This window comes from Streptomyces sp. NPDC017095 (assembly GCF_044332325.1).
Taxonomy (GTDB): Bacteria; Actinomycetota; Actinomycetes; order Streptomycetales; family Streptomycetaceae; genus Streptomyces.
This window is the reverse complement of the sequence record NZ_JBIROU010000004.1, coordinates 467,577-487,026: the sequence shown is the minus strand read 5'-3', so window position 1 is coordinate 487,026 and position 19,450 is coordinate 467,577. Positions and strand designations below refer to the sequence as shown.

Annotated in this window: 17 protein-coding genes and 1 rRNA gene; 9 read left to right on the top strand and 9 right to left on the bottom strand. The window is 70.8% G+C overall.

Annotated features, from left to right (window positions below):
• The first annotated feature begins 144 nt into the window (after nt 1–144).
• Both rrf and ACH4OA_RS11425 read left to right on the top strand, forming a co-directional pair.
• A 5S ribosomal RNA gene (rrf, locus tag ACH4OA_RS11430) occupies nt 145–261 on the top strand.
• A gap of 79 nt (nt 262–340) precedes the next feature.
• Nucleotides 341–907: a GNAT family N-acetyltransferase gene (locus ACH4OA_RS11425; protein WP_397942432.1), complete on the top strand. Its 567-nt coding sequence runs from the start codon at nt 341–343 to the stop codon at nt 905–907.
• A 46-nt stretch (nt 908–953) separates the two neighbouring features.
• On the opposite strand, the gene ACH4OA_RS11420 is transcribed toward ACH4OA_RS11425, so the two are convergent.
• The 6 genes from ACH4OA_RS11420 to ACH4OA_RS11395 all read right to left on the bottom strand — a co-directional run bounded on the left by ACH4OA_RS11420 (nt 954) and on the right by ACH4OA_RS11395 (nt 8,173).
• Nucleotides 954–2,543, bottom strand: coding sequence for a type IV secretory system conjugative DNA transfer family protein (locus ACH4OA_RS11420; protein ID WP_397968743.1), 1,590 nt, complete (start codon nt 2,541–2,543; stop codon nt 954–956).
• 12 nt (nt 2,544–2,555) lie between these two features.
• On the bottom strand, nt 2,556–3,968 hold the full coding sequence (locus ACH4OA_RS11415) for an ATP-binding protein (RefSeq protein WP_365883247.1): 1,413 nt from the start codon (nt 3,966–3,968) through the stop codon (nt 2,556–2,558).
• 14 nt (nt 3,969–3,982) lie between these two features.
• Nucleotides 3,983–5,539 carry an SCO6880 family protein gene (locus ACH4OA_RS11410; protein WP_365883248.1) on the bottom strand — a complete coding sequence of 519 codons (1,557 nt, stop codon included), beginning with the start codon at nt 5,537–5,539 and terminating at the stop codon, nt 3,983–3,985.
• Nucleotides 5,536–6,879 carry a hypothetical protein gene (locus ACH4OA_RS11405; RefSeq protein ID WP_397948954.1) on the bottom strand — a complete coding sequence of 448 codons (1,344 nt, stop codon included), beginning with the start codon at nt 6,877–6,879 and terminating at the stop codon, nt 5,536–5,538. Before ACH4OA_RS11405 ends, ACH4OA_RS11410 begins: the two co-directional genes overlap by 4 nt.
• On the bottom strand, nt 6,869–7,693 hold the full coding sequence (locus ACH4OA_RS11400; RefSeq protein WP_397968741.1) for a hypothetical protein: 825 nt from the start codon (nt 7,691–7,693) through the stop codon (nt 6,869–6,871). Before ACH4OA_RS11400 ends, ACH4OA_RS11405 begins: the two co-directional genes overlap by 11 nt.
• A gap of 171 nt (nt 7,694–7,864) precedes the next feature.
• Nucleotides 7,865–8,173, bottom strand: a complete 309-nt coding sequence (locus ACH4OA_RS11395; RefSeq protein ID WP_016436843.1) for a hypothetical protein — start codon at nt 8,171–8,173, stop codon at nt 7,865–7,867.
• Nucleotides 8,174–8,579: 406 nt separating this feature from the next.
• On the opposite strand from ACH4OA_RS11395, the gene ACH4OA_RS11390 reads away from it, so the two are divergent.
• The 3 genes from ACH4OA_RS11390 to ACH4OA_RS11380 all read left to right on the top strand — a co-directional run bounded on the left by ACH4OA_RS11390 (nt 8,580) and on the right by ACH4OA_RS11380 (nt 11,416).
• Entirely contained in the window at nt 8,580–9,356 is a 777-nt protein-coding gene (locus ACH4OA_RS11390; protein ID WP_397968739.1) for a trypsin-like serine peptidase, read from the top strand.
• A 117-nt stretch (nt 9,357–9,473) separates the two neighbouring features.
• Nucleotides 9,474–10,481, top strand: a complete 1,008-nt coding sequence (locus ACH4OA_RS11385; RefSeq protein WP_365873068.1) for a bifunctional lytic transglycosylase/C40 family peptidase — start codon at nt 9,474–9,476, stop codon at nt 10,479–10,481.
• 230 nt (nt 10,482–10,711) lie between these two features.
• Nucleotides 10,712–11,416, top strand: a complete 705-nt coding sequence (locus ACH4OA_RS11380; protein WP_397968738.1) for a phosphatase PAP2 family protein — start codon at nt 10,712–10,714, stop codon at nt 11,414–11,416.
• A 57-nt stretch (nt 11,417–11,473) separates the two neighbouring features.
• On the opposite strand, the gene ACH4OA_RS11375 is transcribed toward ACH4OA_RS11380, so the two are convergent.
• The gene (locus ACH4OA_RS11375; RefSeq protein ID WP_397968736.1) at nt 11,474–13,060 is read right to left on the bottom strand and encodes an FAD-binding oxidoreductase; all 1,587 of its coding nucleotides are present in this window, start codon (nt 13,058–13,060) and stop codon (nt 11,474–11,476) included.
• Between the two features lie 332 nt (nt 13,061–13,392).
• Between ACH4OA_RS11375 and pstS the strand changes: the two genes are divergently transcribed.
• From pstS to pstB, 4 genes are all read left to right on the top strand, one after another.
• A complete protein-coding gene (pstS, locus tag ACH4OA_RS11370) occupies nt 13,393–14,520 on the top strand; it encodes a phosphate ABC transporter substrate-binding protein PstS (RefSeq protein WP_397942446.1) in 1,128 nt (375 codons plus the stop codon).
• 108 nt (nt 14,521–14,628) lie between these two features.
• Complete coding sequence (pstC, locus tag ACH4OA_RS11365; RefSeq protein WP_397948962.1) at nt 14,629–15,621, top strand: phosphate ABC transporter permease subunit PstC; 993 nt, start codon at nt 14,629–14,631, stop codon at nt 15,619–15,621.
• A complete protein-coding gene (gene pstA / locus ACH4OA_RS11360; RefSeq protein WP_397968734.1) occupies nt 15,618–16,670 on the top strand; it encodes a phosphate ABC transporter permease PstA in 1,053 nt (350 codons plus the stop codon). The genes pstC and pstA overlap by 4 nt, the downstream gene beginning before the upstream one ends.
• Before the next feature lie 66 nt (nt 16,671–16,736).
• Nucleotides 16,737–17,513, top strand: coding sequence for a phosphate ABC transporter ATP-binding protein PstB (gene pstB, locus ACH4OA_RS11355; protein WP_365873058.1), 777 nt, complete (start codon nt 16,737–16,739; stop codon nt 17,511–17,513).
• Nucleotides 17,514–17,654: 141 nt separating this feature from the next.
• Here the strand turns inward: pstB and ACH4OA_RS11350 are convergent, their stop codons facing one another.
• Nucleotides 17,655–18,653 (bottom strand): anion permease, encoded by a 999-nt coding sequence (locus ACH4OA_RS11350; RefSeq protein WP_397968732.1) that lies wholly within the window; start codon nt 18,651–18,653, stop codon nt 17,655–17,657.
• 7 nt (nt 18,654–18,660) lie between these two features.
• Entirely contained in the window at nt 18,661–19,281 is a 621-nt protein-coding gene (locus tag ACH4OA_RS11345) for a DUF47 domain-containing protein (RefSeq protein WP_397942455.1), read from the bottom strand.
• Between the last annotated feature and the right edge of the window lie 169 nt (nt 19,282–19,450).

Genomic DNA, 19,450 nt, shown 5'->3' with positions numbered 1-19,450 from the left:
GGTTGATAGGCCAGATATGGAAGCCTGGTAACGGGTGGAGTTGACTGGTACTAATAGGCCGAGGGCTTGTCCATTGATGCTCGCGTTCACTGTGTTGGTTCTGAAACCACGAACAGCTATAGGCTGTTGATTGTTTCATAGTGTTTCGGTGGTCATAGCGTGAGGGAAACGCCCGGTTACATTCCGAACCCGGAAGCTAAGCCTCACAGCGCCGATGGTACTGCAGGGGGGACCCTGTGGGAGAGTAGGACACCGCCGAACAATTCTTGAGGAAACCCCCGCACTCCGGTGCGGGGGTTTTCTGTTTTCCGGCCCGGTATCCGTGGTCTACGGTGACCGCATGACCGCTGTCACCGAAAACGGCTACGCCGTCCGCGCCATACGCCCCGAGGACTGGGAGCGGGTGAAGCAGCTGCGGCTGGACGCGCTGCGGGACCCGATCGCGCACCTGGCCTTCCTGGAGACCTACGAGAACGCCGCGGGCAACCCCGACTCCTTCTGGCAGGACCGGGCCACCGGATCCGGCGAAGGCTCCACCACCGCCCACCAGTTCATCGCCGAGGCACCCGACGGGACCTGGGCCGGCTCCGTCACCGTGCTCCTGGAAGAGGCCGGCACGCGGGACTGGGCCGGGAACGCGGTCGAGCGACGGCAAGGGCACGCGGTCGGCGTCTTCGTACGGCCCGAACACCGGGGCAACGGACTGATCGACGCGCTGTTCGCGGCCGGCGTGGCCTGGGCGTGGGAACAGGACGCCACGTGCGTACGGCTGTTCGTCCACGAGGAGAACACCCGGGCGCAGACCGCGTACCGCAGGCTCGGATTCGCACCGAGCGGGCTCGTCGTCTCGTTCTCGAAGGACGAGACCGCCAACGAGCTGGAGTTCGTCCTGGAACGGCCGGCGTAGGGCCCCCTCGTTCGGATCGTGCCGGGCCTGAACCGAACGGAAGGCTCTAGACCGGCAGTTCCCGGTGCGGCCAGCGGGCGCGGGCCTGTTCCCGGGAACGGAGCAGGGCGAGCGCCGGCAGGCCGCGGTCGCCTCCGGTGGCCAGCAGGTCCGGCAGCTCGGGGAACGGCGCCACGGCCGCGATGTCGTCCAGGACCAGGGTGAGTGGTGGGTCGAGCCGACCGGAGGATGACCGTTCGGCCATGCGCCGGCCGCGCTCGACCACGCTGGAGACGAGGGCCGTCAGGAGCGGCATCGCGCCCGGAGCGCTCCGCGGATCCTCGATGGATTCACCCACCACGTACAGCGTGCCCCCTTCGTGGACGAAGGAATCCAGGGCGAGCGCATCACTTCGGTGGGGCGTGCACGCCTCGCGGACGTGCACCGTGAAGAGCGCCGCGAGGGCCCTGCTGGTCAGTTCCTGGGCGACATCCCGGCGTTCCGGATGCGCGGTGAGGGCCGCCTCCAGTTCGCCGGCCGCGCCCGCAGCGGCCTTGGCATGGGTGCGCAGGGTACGGACGGCGTCCTGGACCTGGGTGCCCTGCGTCCAGCGGTGGACATGCCGGACCGTGCGGTTCTCCAGGGCCGCCGCGTGCAGATAGCTGCGCAGCAGGACGACCGCCGTGTCGGCCACCGCCTGGTCGATCCGGGCGGTGGGGCGCACCGGGGCGAGCAGGGCCGTAGCCCGGTGCAGTGCCGTCCGCCGGTCCTCGCAGCCCGCCGTGGGCGACCAGTGCAGGCGGGCCGGGGAGTCGCAGAGGTGGACCGGGTCGTAGAGGAGGACCGGGCCCAGTTTGGCCCGGACGTCCTTGGTCTCCGCCCACAGGGCCGGGTTGGACGTGACGACGAGGACGGCGCCTTCCGCGTCGCGCACGGCCTGCGCGGCGATGGCCAGCCGGCCTTCCCGGGGCGCGAGGAAGACGCTCTCCCGGCCGCTGACACGCCCGTTCACCGGACCGGCCGGCTGCTCGTCCGCCGGACCGCCCACCGGCCCGCCCGGCCCTCCGCCCAGTGGCACCTCGCCCACCGGGTCGCCGTGCGCCGTGAGGCCCGGCGGCGGTGGTGGTGGCTGCGCGGCGGTCTCCCAGGCGGTCTCCTGGGCGGTCGCCGGAATCGGCCGCGCGGGCGCCGGCCGCGGCTCGGCGGGCGGCTCCGTGCGCGGTACGGGCACCTCGTACCGGTGATCCGTTCCTGGGGGCGGTACCGGGTCCTTCGGCTGTGCCGAGCGGCGGGCCTTCGCCGCGCGCCACCGGGCCACCGTGCCCAGCACGAACACGGTGACGACGAAGAGCACCATCAGCTGGCCGAGGAACAGGCCCCAGAACAGCCCCCAGCCGGACAGCCGGCCCGGCGGGGTGTCCGGCCAGGCGCCGGGGAGGTCGTGCGGCCGGCCGATGAGGTGGCGCATGGCCGACGGGGTGCGGGTGAAGGTGACGGCGTCGGGCCAGGCGCCCCGGGAGAACCAGGCCGCGAGGCCCGTGGCCGTCCACACCAGCACGGTCATGCCGAGCAGGAACGCGAGGATGCCGATCAGCAGGCCGTCGGGGACACCGCCCCGGCCGTCCCGGGGGCCGGCACGGTGATCGTCCGGTCGCACGCCGCGCCCCCCTTACGCCACCGTCGACTCGGAGTCGCCCACATGCTGCTCCACGAAGGCCGCGGCCCGCTGCTCGGCCTCCAGCTCGGCCGCGCGCAGCGCGTCGTCGGCCGCCAGGTCGCTGGAGGACTCGGTCATCGCGCGGTCGGTGAAGACCAGGGGGCGTTCCGTCTCCGTGATCAGGTGTTTGACCACCTGGACGTTGCCGTTGACGTCCCAGACCGCGATACCGGGCGTGAGCGTCGGAATGATCTCCACCGCCCAGCGCGGCAGGCCCAGCACCCGGCCGGTGGCACGCGCCTCGTCCGCTTTCTGGGCGTAGATCGTCCTGGTCGAGGCCATCTTCAGGATGGCCGCCGCCTCCTTCGCCGCGGCGCCGTCGACCACGTCGGACAGATGGTGGACGACCGCCACGAAGGACAGGCCGAGCCGGCGGCCGAACTTCAGCAGCCGCTGGAACAGCTGGGCGACGAAGGGACTGTTGATGATGTGCCAGGCTTCCTCGACCAGGAAGATGCGCTTCTTGCGGTCGGGGCGGATCCAGGTGTGCTCCAGCCACACGCCGACGATCGCCATGAGGATCGGCATGGCGATGGAGTTGCGGTCGATGTGGGACAGGTCGAAGACGATCAGGGGCGCGTCCAGGTCGATGCCGACCGTGGTCGGACCGTCGAACATGCCGCGCAGGTCGCCGTCGACGAGCCGGTCGAGCACCAGGGCGACGTCCAGGCCCCAGGCCCGTACGTCGTCTATGGCGACGTTCATCGCCTCCGCCGACTCCGGCTCCGGGTGCCGCAGTTGCTCCACGATGTCGGTCAGGACCGGCTGGCGGTCGAGGATCGTCTCGTTGACGTAGGAGTGCGCGACCTTCAGGGCGAAGCCGGCCCGCTCGTCCAGGCCGTGGCCCATGGCCACCTCGATGATGGTCCGCAGCAGGGCGAGCTGACCGGTGGTGGTGATCGCCGGGTCCAGCGGGTTGAGCCGGATGCCGTGGTTGAGGGCGGCCGTCGGGTCGAGCCGGATGGGCGTTATGCCCAGCTCCTCGGCGATCAGGTTCCATTCGCCCACGCCGTCCTCGCCCTGGGCGTCCAGGACGACGACCTGGCGGTCCTTGAACCGGAGCTGGCGCAGGACGTACGTCTTCTCCAGCGCCGACTTGCCGTTGCCGGACTCGCCGAGGACCAGCCAGTGCGGGGCCGGCAGCTGCTGGCCGTAGAGCTGGAACGGGTCGTAGATGTACCCCTTCCCGGAGTACACCTCGCGGCCGATGATCACGCCGGAGTCGCCGAGGCCGGGCGCGGCCGTGGGCAGGTAGACCGCCTGGGCCTGGCCCGTGGAGGTGCGCACCGGCGGCCGGGTCGTCTCCACCTTCCCGAACAGGAAGGAGGCGAATGCCTCGGTGAGGACGGACAGCGGATCCCGCATCGGAGAATCAGCCCCTACCTTCGGATGCCGGTGGCGAAGGGAAGTGTGTTCACGAAGGCGCGGTGGTGCTCCCGGTCGCACCACTCCAGCTTGAGGTACGACTTGCCGGCGGAGGCCCTTATCGTCCGCTTGTCGCGGGCGAGGGCCTCCGGGGAGCGGGAGGAGACGGTGATGTAGCCGACCAGGTTGACGCCGGCGGCGCCGCTGGCGAGGTCCTCGCCGCGCTGGTCCAGTCGGGTGTGCGCGGCGAGGTCCCGCGGGTCGACGGTCCGGTTCATCTTGGCGGCGCGGGACGCCTCGGCCTCGTCGTTGGTCTTCTCGGTCAGCATGCGCTCGATGGCGACCTCGGTGGGTTCGAGGTCCATGGTGACGGCGACCGTGCGGATGACGTCCGGGGTGTGGACGAGGAGCGGGGCGAGGAAGTTGACGCCCACGGGGGTCATCGGCCACTCCTTCACCCAGGCGGTGGCGTGGCACCAGGGCGCGCGGGTGGCGGACTCCCGGGTCTTGGCCTGGAGGTAGGTGGGCTCCATGGCGTCCAGCTCGGCCGGCCAGGCGTTGCGCTGGGTCATCGCCTGGATGTGGTCGATGGGGTGGTCCGGGTCGTACATGGAGTGGATCAGGGAGGCGAGCCGGCCCTGGCCGAGCGGCTGCCGTACCCGGATGTCGGCCTCCTGGAGCCGGGAGCAGATGTCGGTCAGCTCGCGGGCCATGACGACGGCGAGCCCGGCGTCCCGGTCGGCCTTGGCGCCGTGGGCGCGGGCGGCCCGCGCCATGGCGTGCGCCTCGGAGGCCAGTTCGCGGTTGTAGTGCATGCAGGCGACGAGGTACGCGCGGTGCTGCTCGCTGCTGGTGGAGACCATGGACTGCAACTGGTCGTAGGACCGCTGCAGCCAGTCCGGGGAGCGCCGGTCGCCGCGCTGGGCGACGTCCTTGGCGTGCGCGTCCGGGTCGGCGGGCAGGGTGCGGGCGAGCATCTGGATCCGGGTCACGAAGCCGTCGCCGTTGGCGACGTGCTTGAGCAGCGTGCCGAAGCGGTCGACCAGGGCCTCCTGGTCCTCGGAGTCGCGCAGGCCGACGCCGGGGCCCTCGATCTCGATGGCGGCGGTGACCGTCTTGCGGTCCGCGTGCAGCAGTACGGCGATCTCGTCCGGCCCGAAGGGCGCGGCGAGCCAGACGATGCGGCCGATGCCGGGCGGCGGGCCGACCTCGATCTCCCGGCCGTCGATCCGGGTGCCCGCCTCCATGGCGGAGGACCGGTAGGCGGCGCCCCGCTTGACGGTCCGCTTGTACGAGCGGTTGATCTCGAACCACTTGTAGAAGGTGCGGCGCTTGTACGGCACGTAGACCGCGGCGAGCGCGAGCAGCGGGAAGCCCATCAGCAGGACGATCCGCAGAGAGAGGACCGGGACGAGGAGGCCGCACATCATGCCGAGGAACGCGCCGGCGATGATCAGCGCGATCTCGCCGGACTCGCGGTTCCGGCCGATGATCGCGTTCGGCCGGGCGCGGCCGATGAGATACGTACGGCGGGGCGTGACCGGATGGGACAGGTGGGACTCGGTCGTCAACGCCCTTCACCTCCCGAGCGGTTGTTGCGGGTGTTGCTTGCGTGCGGGGTGTTGACCGGGCTGGACGCGCGGGGCGCGGGCGTGGCGGAGGGGACGGCTCCGCCGGTGCCGCCGGACGGGGTGCGGGAGCTGTGCGCGGCGACGCCGCCGGAAGCGGGGTTGGCCTGGCGGGGGGCGCTCGCGCCGCCCTGGCCGGCGGCGTTGCTGTCGGCGCGGGTGCTGTGGGTCTTGATGCCCTGGGCGACGAGGGTGGCGGGCGAGCTGATGACGGCGGCGGCCTTGCCCTCGGCGCCCTGCATGATGCGGTTGTTGCGGCCGCCCGCGATCTCGTCGCCGAAGCCGGGGACGAAGCGGTAGATCATCGCGCTGGCGAAGATGGCGAGCAGGATGATGGCGAGGCCGGAGACGACGGCGGAGAAGGCGTCGGGGCCGTTGTCTCCCGACAGGGCGCCGGCCAGTCCGAGCACGATGACGATGACCGGTTTGACCAGGATGACCGCGATCATGATGCCGGCCCAGCGGCGCACGTGGCCCCAGAGGTTCTTGTCGACCAGTCCGGCGTAGACGACGGTGCCGAGGAGGGCGCCGACGTAGAGCAGGGCGGCGCGGATGACCAGCTCCAGCCAGAGGACGCCGGCGGCGAGGATGCTGACCAGGGAGACGACGATCAGCATGATCGGGCCGCCGCCGATGTCCGTGCCCTTGTCCAGGGCGCCGGAGAAGGTGCCGAAGAAGGTGTCGGTCTGGTCGCCGGTGGCTTTCGCGAGGACGTCCGTGACGCTGTCCGTGGCGGAGACGACCGTGTAGAGGATCAGCGGGGTGAAGGCGGAGGCCAGCACGGTGAGCCAGAGGAAGCCGACGGCTTCGGAGACGGCGGTGGTGAGCGGTACGCCGCGTACGGCTCGCTTGGCCACGGCCAGCAGCCACAGCAGCAGCGTCAGGATCGTGGAGGCGGCGAAGACGACGGCGTACTGCTTCAGGAACGCCTGATTGGTGAAGTCGACGGAAGCGGTCCCTTTAACGGCATCACTGAGCTTCCCGATGGTCCAGGAGGCAGCCTCCGCGCAGCCCTTGGCCAACGACGACAACGGGTCGAGAGAGGAGGCGTCGGGTGTCGTGGCCCCGCCGGTCTTGCTCGACGTGTTGCCGCGTTCGCAGTACTTCTTGGCCTCGCCCGGGATCGCGCCGCAGTCCAGCGTGCCCGAGGGCGAGGGGGACGGGCTGCCGGAGGGAGTGGGCGAGGGCTCGGCGAAGGCGCGTGCGGACAGCAGGACGACCGTGGTCTGTACGGCTGCCACGACTCCGGCCAGCTTGAGCGCACGCTGCGGGCTACCGGGCATACGTGAACCCTCCGTACTCTTGGATGGCCTTGCTGATCTCGTCGGAAGTGGCGGCCCTGTCGTCGCCGGGCACCGGGGCGGGGCCGTCCTGCTGCGTCTGGGAGTCGACCTTCCAGTCGCCACCGGACCACCGCAGGCTGAAGGTCCACGTCTTCCACGACGAGGTGACAGGGTCGGTCGAGGCGCTGCCGGCCATGCCGATGAGTCCCACGTACCAGACGGAGACCTTGGCGGTGTCGGCCGTGTACTGCTGCACGGTCGTACCGATCGGGATCACTCGGGAGACGAACGTATTGCCTTTCGGCGGGTTGCCGTCCGCGTCAAGGCCCATCTTGGCGAGGAACTCGGCCGAGTAGGCCCGGTCCATGGGGTCTTGCAACCGGGCCGCAGCCTCGGCCGTGTAGAGCAGGTGCAGGAGCGTGCGGCGGCTGTCCTTGTTGAACATGCCTGTCGACCCCAGGGCCACGGCGTAGTTCGAGGCCGCCGACTGGGCTCCCTGCTCGGTGTGGGCGTATCCCGTCGGCACACCGGCGGACTTGGCCTCCACCGGCCGGGTGCCGCTCGCCGAGGTCGCGGAGGTCACCGGCTTGTCCGTCTTTCCCACCGCCTCCTCCTTCGCCCCCCCGTCCCCCCGGTTGGCGAATGCGATGGCGGCGATGAGGAGGATCACCACGCCGACCACCGTGATCAGGCTTCTGGAGGAGGAGCGGTGGGGGCGGCGGGGGGCGCCGCCGTAGGGGTCGGTGTCCGGGAGGCGGGTCCGGGTCTGGCCCGTCTCCGCGTAGTCGTAACCCTGTTCGTCGCCGGGACTCATGCCGCGTACGCCCCCTCCACCTCGTAGACATACGACGGTAGCCGTGCTGGTTCCCGCGCGGGCGCGGTGTGGTGACTCGACATCAGGGAGACGCAACCTCAGCCGGTGGGCACGACGGATGGGTGGGGTGGAGGGGACAGCCGTGGCCGGGCGTGCCCGGGAGGGGCGGGGCTACACCGCCATGCCGTACACGATGGTGAACAGGGTGCCGAGGGAGCCGATGATGAAGACCCCGGTGAGGCCGGCGATGATCAGGCCCTTGCCCTGCTCCGCGCTGAACGTGTCCCGCAGGGCGGTGGCACCGATGCGCTGCTTGGCCGCGCCCCACACCGCGAGTCCGAGGCAGAGCAGGATGGCCACGGCCATGACCACCTCGATCATCACCTTGGCTTCGTTGCCCAGGCTGCCGAAGGGGCCCCAGTCCGGAGCGATCCCGCCGATGATGGTGTTGATGTCTCCCTTGTCGGCCGCAAAGAGCATGTAAGTCACCGCCCCTGGTGGGTAGTTCCGCGAGTCCCCTGCGGTGTGCAGAGGTCAGGCCTCATTGTCGCCGACAACGCCGCCAACGTATGTCGACTTGACGTCATTGACTGGCGGGTTTCCTCCGCATGGCACCTATGGTCACTCTGTGTATCACGGCAGGTCACGCCGGGCAATGAGGTCAGACCGGAACCTGTGGTGTGGTCCGGTCGTTGACCCCCTTTACGGCCCGCGCACTGTGTGACGGCCGGTCGGGTGAGGCCCCGGTCCGATGTTCTCACGGGTGGTCAGGCGGGGGGAACGGGCCGCGGGGACGGACCGCTCCGGCGCGGTCGCACGGATTCACAGGAAAAATTCAGGGGAGTCCCGAGCGGGTTCCGCGGCTTCGCGGGCATGAGTGGGAGCCATGAAGCGCCTCTCACGCCTCTCGCCCACCTCGCGGCCCGCCCTGCTCGGTGCCGTGGTGCTGCTCGCGCTCACCTCGTCCTCCGTGGCCGCCGCCGACGGCGGGACGGGACCGCTCGGGGCCACCGCCGACGCCGCCGCGGACCGGCCGGCCGCCCGGGTGGGCGCGCTGTTCGCCGCCGACCGGGCGGGCCGGCCGGACGGCGGGCACTTCTGCACCGCGTCGGTGGTGCACAGCCCGCGCGGCGACCTGATCGTCACCGCCGCGCACTGCGTGGACGACGGCGGCGCCGGCCTGGTCTTCGTGCCGGGATACCGGGACGGGCGGGCGCCGTACGGGCTCTGGCGGGTGACGCGGCGGTTCCTGCCCGCCGGGTGGACCCGGGAGCAGGACGAGGACAGCGATGTCGCCTTCGCCGCCGTCGCCGGGCGGGACGGCAGGCGGCTGGAGGACGTGGTCGGGGCCGGCCGGTTCACGCCCGGCGTGGCCACCGGGGCCACGGCGGTGACCGTCACCGGCTATCCGCGCGTCCGCGAGACGCCCGTCACCTGCACCGACAAGCCGTCGCCGTACAGCCGTACGCAGCAGCGCGTCGACTGTCCCGGCTTCACCGGCGGTACCAGCGGCAGCCCCTGGGTGAACGGCGACGGCCAGGTCGTCGGCGTGCTCGGCGGCCACGAGCGGGGCGGCGCCACCGCCGACGTCTCCTACAGCGTGGTGCTGGGCGGGGAGGCGGCGCGGCTGTACCAGGAGGCGGTGGCCGGGAACGGTTCTTGACGGACCGTCGCCTGCGGTCTCCTCCGGCGATGTCCTCGTGCCGCGGGCCGTCCGCTTCTACACTGCTGCGGACGGACGGACGGACGGACGGACGGACGGGCCGGTGGCGAGGGGCGGTTGACGGTGCGGAAGACGTGGGTGGTCGGCGGTGCCGTGGCGGGCGCCGGGCTGAGCTTCGTCATGCTGCTCGTCGTCGGGGTGTACGTCGTGGCCGGGAACCTGGTCAACGGGGTGACCTCGGGAGGCCGGGGGCTGGCGAAGGGCGCCGTGCCGGCCGCCTACAAGTCGCTGGTGCAGCAGTGGGGCAACCTGTGCCCGGCGCTCAGCCCCGCGCTGCTCGCCGCCCAGCTCTACCAGGAGAGCGGGTGGAACCCGACCGTCGTCAGCCCGGCCGACGCCCGCGGGATCGCCCAGTTCATCCCGAGCACCTGGGCGACGCACGGCATCGACGGCAACGGGGACGGCAAGCGGGACATCTGGGACCCCGGCGACGCCATCCCGTCGGCGGCCTCCTACGACTGCGAACTGGCCAAGTACGTGAAGGACGTGCCGGGGGACGTCTCCGACAACATGCTCGCCGCCTACAACGCGGGCGCCTACCGCGTCATCCGGTCGGGCGGGGTGCCGGCCATCAGCGAGACGCGCAACTACGTCAAGCGCATCCGCAGCCTGGAGGAGAGCTTCGCCGCGCCGGTCAGCCGGCTCGACCCCAGCCGGCAGGCCGCCGGCGCCATCGCCTTCGCGCAGAGCCGGCTCGGCACGCCGTACCTGTGGGGCGGCGAGGGCACCGCGGCCCAGGGCGGACGGTTCGACTGCTCGGGCCTGACCAAGGCGTCGTACCAGAAGGTCGGCATCACCCTGCCGCGCGTGGCCAACGACCAGTACAACGCCGGACCGCACCCGTCGCGGGACCAACTGCTCCCCGGTGACCTGGTCTTCTTCTCCGACGACCTCACCGACTCGCGGGCCATCCGGCACGTGGGGATCTACGTCGGCGGCGGATACATGATCGACGCCCCGCGCACCGGCGCCGTGATCCGCTTCGACCCGATCGACACCCCCGACTACTTCGGCGCCACGCGGGTAACAGAGGACGGGGCGAACGCGCTCCCCACGACGGTGTGAACCGAACGTGAAGCCGCCCCCTGAGCTGCGAGGACGAGTCTCTCTTCGATAACGTCTGCGTGATCATTCAGTGGAGAGTGGAACGTATTCGCGGGGGCTGTGCGTTCCTGTTGACGTAGCCGAGCGGACGTCAGTGCGGCAGTGCAGCGGAAGCGGATCTACGAACCACGGGGAGCTGGAGCGACGCACACCCGGTGCGTCCGGACGAACGACGAAGGGGCCGCAGCACCATGGCTGTACTCGCCGAATCCGGATCCAACCCCGACGTCGACCTGCTCTACGACATCAACGGCCTGGCCAAGGACGCCCCGCACGGGTTCGACCGGGTCATGGAGTTCGTCGGCGAGTACGGACTGCTGCTCGCCCTGGTGCTGCTGATCCTGTGGTGCTGGTGGACCGTGCGGCGCCGGGGCGGCGAGGACGCGGTGTCCTCGGTGGCCGCGCTGGTGTGGGCGCCGCTCGCGGCCGGTCTCGCCGTCCTCGTGAACGTCCCGATACGCGGTTTCGTGGAGCGTCCCCGCCCGTTCGTGGACCACGAGGGCCTGGACGTCCTGGTCTCCGGGAAGAACGACTTCTCCTTCGTCAGCGACCACGCGACGCTCACCATGGCGCTCGGCGTGGGCCTCTTCGTCGCCCACCGCCGCTTCGGCCTCGCCGGCATCGGCCTGGCCCTGCTGGAGGGGTTCTGCCGGGTCTACATGGGCGTGCACTATCCGACGGACGTCGTCGGCGGTTTCGCGCTGGGCACGGCGGTCGTGCTGCTGCTGTCCCCGCCGGCCATGGCCCTGCTCACCCCGCTGGTGCGGGCCGTGGAGCGCTCCCCGCGCCTCGGCCGGCTGGTGCGGCGCCGGCCGGCGGCCGGCACCGGCCCGGACGCCCTGCTGCCCGGCACCCGCACGCCCGTGGAGAACGAGGAGCGGGACCTGGCCGCGTGACGGCCTGACACCGGCCGGGGCGCACGCCGCCCCGGCCGGTTTTCCGTGCGCCGCGGGCTACAGGCCCTGCGCGTAGGAGAAGAAGCGCTGCGGGTCGTACGTCTGCTTCACCTTGGCCAGCCGGGCCGCCGCGTCCCCGTAGTACGCCTTCTTCCAGTCCTTCAGGGACGGGTCGGTGTAGTTCTGGTAGGCGGCGCCCGAGGCGTGGGGCCGCATCGCGGTGTGGGCCGAGTCCAGCCAGGTCCGGGCGGTGGAGCCGGAGGCGCCGGCGCCCCAGGAGACGAGGTACTGGGCCAGCATCCGGGACCGGCGGTGGACGAACGCCGTGGCGGTCGGCGCGACCCGGTTGACCGCGCCGCCGAGGGCCGTGAACGCGACGCTGCCGGCGCCGCCGCGCACCGCGGCGACCTGCCGCAGCACGGTCTGGATGCCGGCCGCGGACAGCGAGCGGTCGAAGAAGTCGGAGCGGGCCGCGTACGTCTCGCGGCCGAGCCTGCCCTGCGGGGAGCGGCCCGGGGTGGAGCCGGGCAGATGGCACTGGGCGTCGGTGGCGAGGGAGGAGCAGCCGGCGTAGACCTCCATGGCCTCCTCGTAGCCGCGGCGGCGCAGCGAGACCGAGGCGGCGTCGGCGCCGGCCAGGTGGGCGAGGCGGTCCACGGCGTTCTGGAGTTCGCGGTAGGTGCCGAGCGAGAAGCAGGAGACGGAGACGGCCGGGGTGCGGCCGGGCGAGCAGGACAGGTGCAGGGAGGACCAGATCTCGTCGGGCTGGGACGGGCCCCACTCCTGCCACGCCTTGAGCACCTTGGCGGCCTTGGACCAGGGCCAGGTGAGATAGGCGGTGACGGCCTGCGGCGCGGCATGGGTGGCGAAGTGCAGCTCGGTGACGACGCCGAAGTTGCCGTTGCCGGCGCCGCGCAGCGCCCAGAACAGGTCGGCGTGGTGGGTGGCGTCGGCGGTGACCTGGGTGCCGTCGGCGGTGATCAGGGTGGCCTGGGTGAGGCTGTCGCAGGTCAGACCGTAGGCGCGGGAGGCGACGCCGTGGCCGCCGCCGAGGACCAGGCCGGAGATGCCGACGGTGGGGCAGGAGCCCGCGGGTATGGTCACGCCCTTCGCGGCGAGCGCGCGGTAGACGTCGATCAGCTTGGCGCCGGCGCCGACGACGGCCTGCCCGCCGCCGGCCCGTATCCGGTTCAGCCGGGACACGTCCAGGACCAGCCGGTCGTTCCCGGAGGAGTAGCCCGCGTAGGAGTGGCCGCCGTTGCGGATGGCGACCTTGACGCGGTGCGCGCGGGCGTACGCCAGGGTGGTGCGGATGTCGGCGGCGTGCGCGACATAGGCGACCGCGGCCGGCTTCAGGCCGTCGAAGCGGGTGTTGTAGAGCTGGTGGGCGGTCTTCCAGGAGGCGTCGCCGGGCCGCAGCAGGGAGCCGTCGAGGTCGCGGGCGAGGGCCGCCCAGTTGGCGGCGGCGACCGCGCTCGTGGTCGTCAGGGACGTCCCGGTGCTGCTCAGGGACGTGAGGGAGGAGCGCGACGGGGTGCCGGGGCGTGCCGCCGGGGCCGCGGGGTCCGGGCCCGCGCCGCACGCGGTCAGTGCGGTCGTCGCCAGGGCGGCCGCGCCGCCCGAGATGAACGTACGCCGTTGCATGTCCGTCGCCTTTCCTCGGCTCTCCTGGGACGAGACGACACCGCGCGCCGTGGGGTTCCCCCGGGCGGGTGAAGAACGGCGCACAGGTGTTCGTGACACGCCGGGCACCGGTATCTCCGTGTGCCCTCCCCGTGAGCATTCCGTGACCTCACCGGGCCGATGGCAGGGGTTCACTCTGCGTTCATTTCTGGCCATCGGCGGCTTCACCTGTTCTGCCTAATTTCGGCCGTACCCGGTGCGGAGTGCGGAGTTGGACGCGCTCGCGCACTTCCGCCCTCACTTCACCTCTGCGCGCCGCCGACAGCGGCGGCTTCTGGAAGGAACTCCCGAACGTGATGCTTCAGCGCAAGAACCGGCTGCGTGCCCTCTCTCTCGGTGCTGTCGCCGTCACCGGGGCCCTGGCCCTGACGGCGTGCGGGTCCGACGACAACGGAGACGGCGGCAAGCCCTCGGGCGGCTCGTCCGCGGCGGCCGGCGCCTCGATCAAGTGCGACGACGCCAAGGGCCAGCTGCTCGCGGACGGCTCCTCCGCGCAGAAGAACGCGATCGACGCCTGGGTCAAGTCGTTCTCCCCGGCCTGCAAGGTGGAGATCAACTACAAGGGCTCCGGGTCCGGCGCCGGCGTCACCTCCTTCACGCAGGGCCAGATCGCGTTCGCCGGCTCCGACTCCGCGCTGAAGCCCGAGGAGGTCGCCGCCTCCAAGAAGATCTGCTCCGGCGGCCAGGGCATCGACCTGCCGATGGTCGGCGGCCCGATCGCCCTCGGCTACAACGTCCCGGGCGTGGACGACCTGGTCCTGGACGCCCCGACGATCGCCCAGATCTTCGACAGCAAGATCAAGAACTGGAACGACCCGGCGATCAAGAAGCTGAACCCCGGCGCGAAGCTGCCCGACCTGAAGATCCAGGCGTTCCACCGCTCCGAGGACTCCGGCACGACGGACAACTTCACCAAGTACCTGCTGGCCACCACCCCGGACAACTGGAAGTACTCCGGCGGCAAGGCCTGGCAGGCCAAGGGCGGCCAGGCGGCCTCCGGCTCCGCCGGCGTGGCCCAGGGCGTCAAGCAGAACTCCGGCGCGATCGGCTACTTCGAGCTGTCCTACGCCAAGGACATCGACACGGTCGCCATCGACACCGGCGCCAAGGCCCCGGTGAAGCCGACCACCGACAGCGCCACCGCGGACATCGCCGCGGCCAAGGTCATCGGCACCGGCAAGGACCTGGCGCTCCAGCTCGACTACAAGACCAAGGCCGAGGGCGCCTACCCGATCACCCTGGTCACCTACGAGATCGTCTGCGACAAGGGCAACAAGTCCGACACCCTGCCCGCCACCAAGGCGTTCCTGCGCTACATCGCCAGCGAGGACGGCCAGAAGGTGCTGGCGCAGAACGACTACGCCCCGATCCCCGCCGAGATCATCGCCAAGGTCCGCACCACCGTCGAGGGCCTGAGCTGACCTGATCCGTGAGTGCGGCCCGGCACCGGCCGGGCCGCACCGTCCGGTGCACCGCCGCCACGAGCCGCCGCCCCAGCGGGCCGGTGGCTCCGCAGACCGGAGAACCCGATGGACATATCGACGACAACCGACGTTCCGCCACCCGCGACCGCCGAGCGCAAGCGCGCCGCCCGCGGTGCCACCCGCCCCGGTGACCGCGTCTTCCTGGGCCTGACCCGCGGTTCCGGCATCCTGCTGCTGGTGATCATGGCCGCGATCGCGGTCTTCCTCACCTACCGCGCCTGCCTCGCCATCAGCAAGGACGACGGCAACTTCCTGACCACCTTCGAGTGGAACCCCAACCTCATACCGCCCCACTTCGGCATCGCGGTCCTGGTCTTCGGCACGATCGTCTCCTCGGTCGTCGCCATGGTCATCGCGGTCCCGGTCGCCGTCGCGATCGCGCTGTTCCTCACCCACTACGCCCCGCGCCGGCTGAGCGGCCCGGTCGCCTACGTGATCGACCTGCTCGCCGCCGTACCGTCCATCGTCTACGGCCTGTGGGGCGCCCTCATCCTCGTCCCGCACCTCCAGGGCCTGTACGGCTGGCTGAACGACTACCTCGGCTGGACCGGGATCTTCAGCTGGGAGGGCGGCGCGCCCCGCGCCATGCTCACCGTCGGCATCCTGCTGGCCATCATGATCCTGCCGGTCATCACCAACGTCAGCCGCGAGGTGTTCCGGCAGGTTCCGCGGATGCACGAGGAGGCCGCCCTGGCCCTCGGCGCCACCCGCTGGGAGGTCGTCCGCATGGCCGTCCTGCCCTTCGGCCGCTCCGGTGTGATCTCCGCCTCCATGCTCGGTCTCGGCCGCGCGCTCGGCGAGACGATGGCCGTGGCCACCGTGCTCTCCCCGGACTACGACATCCACGCCAGCCTGCTCGACCCGGGCGGCGGCACCTTCGCCCAGAACATCGCCAGCAAGTTCGGCGAGGCCAGCGAGCAGGGCCGGGACGCGCTGATCGCCTCCGGCCTGGTCCTCTTCGTCATCACCCTGCTGGTCAACGGCGCGGCCCGCATGATCATCGCGCGCCGCAAGGAGTACTCGGGGGCCAACGCATGAGCACCGCAGCCGTCAACGGCAAGCGCTCCGGATCGCTGCGCGGCGCGTCCCTCGCCAAGTGGTTCCCGTGGGCGGTCGCCGCCGGGTCCGTCGTCGTGGCGGTGGGCGTCGGCCTCGCCGCCGGCCTGCACAGCAGGATCCAGTGGGGCCTGATCGCCGCGCTCCTGTTCATCCTCGGCACCTACGGCATCGCCGCCCGGGTGGAGGGCCGCCGGCAGGCCAAGGACCGGGTCGCCACCTCGCTCGTCTGGGTCGCCTTCCTGCTCGCCGTCGTCCCGCTGGTCTCCCTGGTCTGGACGACCGTCTCGCGCGGCGTGAAGGTGCTGGACGTCTACTTCCTCACCCACTCCATGGGCGTCGTCGCCGACTCCGAGCCCGGCGGCGGCATCTACCACGCCATCATCGGCAGCCTGGAGCAGGTCGGCCTCGCCACCCTCATCGGCGCCCCGATCGGCGTGCTCACCGCGATCTACCTGGTGGAGTACGGCCGCGGCCGGCTCGCCCAGGCGGTGACCTTCTTCGTCGACGTCATGACGGGCATCCCGTCGATCGTCGCCGGTCTGTTCATCCTCAGCCTGATGCTCATGCTCGAACTGGAGCCGTTCGGCTTCGCCGGTTCGCTGGCCCTGGCCATCCTCATGATGCCGGTCGTGGTCCGCTCCACCGAGGAGATGCTCAAGCTGGTCCCGAACGAGCTGCGCGAGGCCGCGCTGGCGCTGGGCGTGCCGAAGTGGCGGACCATCCTGAAGGTGGTCCTGCCGACCTCCCTCGGCGGCATCACCACCGGCGTCATGCTGGCCATCGCCCGGATCGCGGGCGAGACCGCGCCGGTGCTGCTGCTGGTGTTCGGCAGCCGGTTCATCAACAACAACCCGTTCGAGGGCGCGCAGGCGTCGCTGCCGCTGTACATCTACCAGCAGTTCACGCAGAGCGCGGGCGAGAACGCGGCGTTCGACCGCGCCTGGGCCGCGTCCCTCACCCTCATCGCCTTCGTGATGATCCTCAACCTGGTGGCCCGCGGGATCGCCCGCTGGAAGGCCCCGCGTTGACCCGGTGCGGCTCCCGCCGCACGGCCGGTCGTGAAGACCCACCGGACTTTTGGAAGTGAAACAGACATGGCCAAGCGAATCGACGTGAGCGGCCTGACCGCCTACTACGGCTCCCACCGGGCGATCGAGGACATATCGATGACGGTCGAGCCGCGCTCGGTGACGGCGTTCATCGGCCCCTCCGGCTGCGGCAAGTCGACGTTCCTGCGCACCCTGAACCGCATGCACGAGGTCACCCCCGGCGGGCGCGTCGAGGGCAAGGTGATGCTCGACAGCGACGACCTGTACGGCGCCGGGGTCGACCCGGTGTCCGTCCGCCGCGAGGTGGGCATGGTCTTCCAGCGGCCGAACCCGTTCCCGACGATGTCGATCTTCGACAACGTGGCGGCGGGGCTGCGGCTGAACGGCAGCCACAAGAAGAGCGAGCTGAACGACATCGTCGAGAAGTCGCTCAAGGGCGCGAACCTCTGGAACGAGGTCAAGGACCGCCTGAACAAGCCGGGCTCCGGGCTCTCCGGCGGCCAGCAGCAGCGCCTGTGCATCGCCCGCGCCATCGCGGTCGAGCCGAAGGTCCTGCTCATGGACGAGCCCTGCTCGGCCCTGGACCCGATCTCCACGCTCGCCATCGAGGACCTGATCGGCGAGCTGAAGGAGCGGTTCACGATCGTGATCGTCACGCACAACATGCAGCAGGCGGCGCGGGTCTCGGACCGTACGGCGTTCTTCAACCTGGCCGCGGTGGGACAGCCGGGCCGGCTCGTCGAGATCGACGACACCGAGCGGATCTTCTCCAACCCGTCGGTCCAGGCCACGGAGGACTACATCTCCGGCCGCTTCGGCTGACCGACGCCGCCGCCCCGCTGTGCCGGGGCGGTGCCGGACCCCTCGCGGTGCTGCATGGCGGTGCCACCGCGAGGACGCAGAAGGGCCCGCCCCCGGCTCCCGGGGGCGGGCCCGTCGCATGCGCCAGGCGGGGCGCCGGTGCTACAGCGCCACCAGCTTGACCAGGCCGAAGGCCAGCGCGGCGACCAGACCCGCGGCCGGCATGGTGATGAACCAGCCCAGGACGATGTTCTTGGCCACGCCCCAGCGGACGGCGTTGACCCGCTTCGTCGCGCCCACACCCATGATCGCCGAGGTGATGACATGGGTCGTGGAGATCGGCGCCTTGAAGATGAACGCGGTCGTGAACATGATCGACGCGCCCGTGGCCTCCGCCGCGAAGCCCTGCGGCGGGTCCAGCTCGATGATCTTGCGGCCGAGCGTGCGCATGATCCGCCACCCGCCGGCGTACGTGCCCAGGGACAGCATGATGGCGCAGACGATCTTCACCCAGACCGGGATCGGGTCGCCGAACGTCTCGTGGCCGGAGATGACCAGGGCCAGCACGACGACACCCATCGTCTTCTGGGCGTCCTGGAGGCCGTGGCCCAGGGCCATGCCGGCGGCCGAGACGGTCTGGGCTATGCGGAAGCCGCGCTTGGCCTTGTGCGGGTTGGACCGCCGGAACAGCCACATGATCGCCGTCATGACCAGATAGCCGACGACCAGGCCGACGACCGGGGAGAGGAACATCGGGATGACGACCTTCTCCAGGACACCGCCCCAGAGCACGTCCGTGCCGCCCGCCAGCGCCGCTCCCACCATGCCGCCGAACAGGGCGTGCGAGGAGGAGGACGGCAGGCCGAAGTACCAGGTGACGAGGTTCCAGACGATCGCGCCGACCAGGGCCGCGAAGAGGATGCCCATCCCCGTCGAGCCGTGTGGCGTCTCGATCAGCCCCTCGCTGACCGTCTTGGCGACACCGGAGCCCAGGAAGGCGCCGGCCAGGTTCATCACGGCCGCCATGGCGAGCGCCGCGCGCGGGGTGAGGGCGCGGGTCGACACCGACGTCGCGATGGCGTTCGCGGAGTCGTGGAAGCCGTTCGTGTACGTGAAGAAGAGCGCGACCGCGACGGTCACGATCAGGGCGAAGGTGTCCATCGACGCCTCAGGACTCCTTGACGGCGATGGTCTCCACCGTGTTCGCCACGTGCTCGAACGCGTCCGCCGCCTCTTCCAGGACGTCCACGATCTGCTTCAGCTTCAGCACCTCGATCGCGTCGTACTTGCCGTTGAAGAGGTGGGCGAGCAGCTTGCGGTGGATCTGGTCGGCCTGGTTCTCCAGCCGGTTGACCTCGATCCAGTACTCGGTGAGGTTGGCCATGGTGCGCAGGTTCGGCATGGCCTCCGCGGTCAGCTCGGCCGCCCGCGCCAGGACCTCGATCTGCTGCTCGACGCCCTTGGGCAGTTCCTCGACGTTGTAGAGGACGACCAGGTCGACGGCCTCCTCCATGAAGTCCATGATGTCGTCCAGGGAGCCGGCGAGGGTGTAGATGTCCTCCCGGTCGAACGGCGTGATGAACGAGGAGTTCAACTGGTGGAAGATCGCGTGCGTGGCGTCGTCACCTGCGTGTTCCGCTGCCCGCATACGCTCTGCGATCTCGGCCCGGGCGGAGGAGTCCGCCCCGAGCAGTTCCATCAGGAGTTTCGAGCCGGTGACGATGTTGTCCGCGGACGCGGCGAACATGTCGTAGAAGCTCGTCTCCCTGGGGGTCAGACGAAAGCGCACGTGGGGTCCTCGGGGTGCTTCGGTTTCGGTCAGGCTGATGCTAGGCGCATCATCCGGCCACGGCTATCGGGCCGCATCCCAGTGTCGCCCATCGGGCGCGGTGATGAGTACGGGGGCGTCCGAAGGGCCCTGTACCCCGCAAAGTTCGTTACCATATACCCAGTAGGGG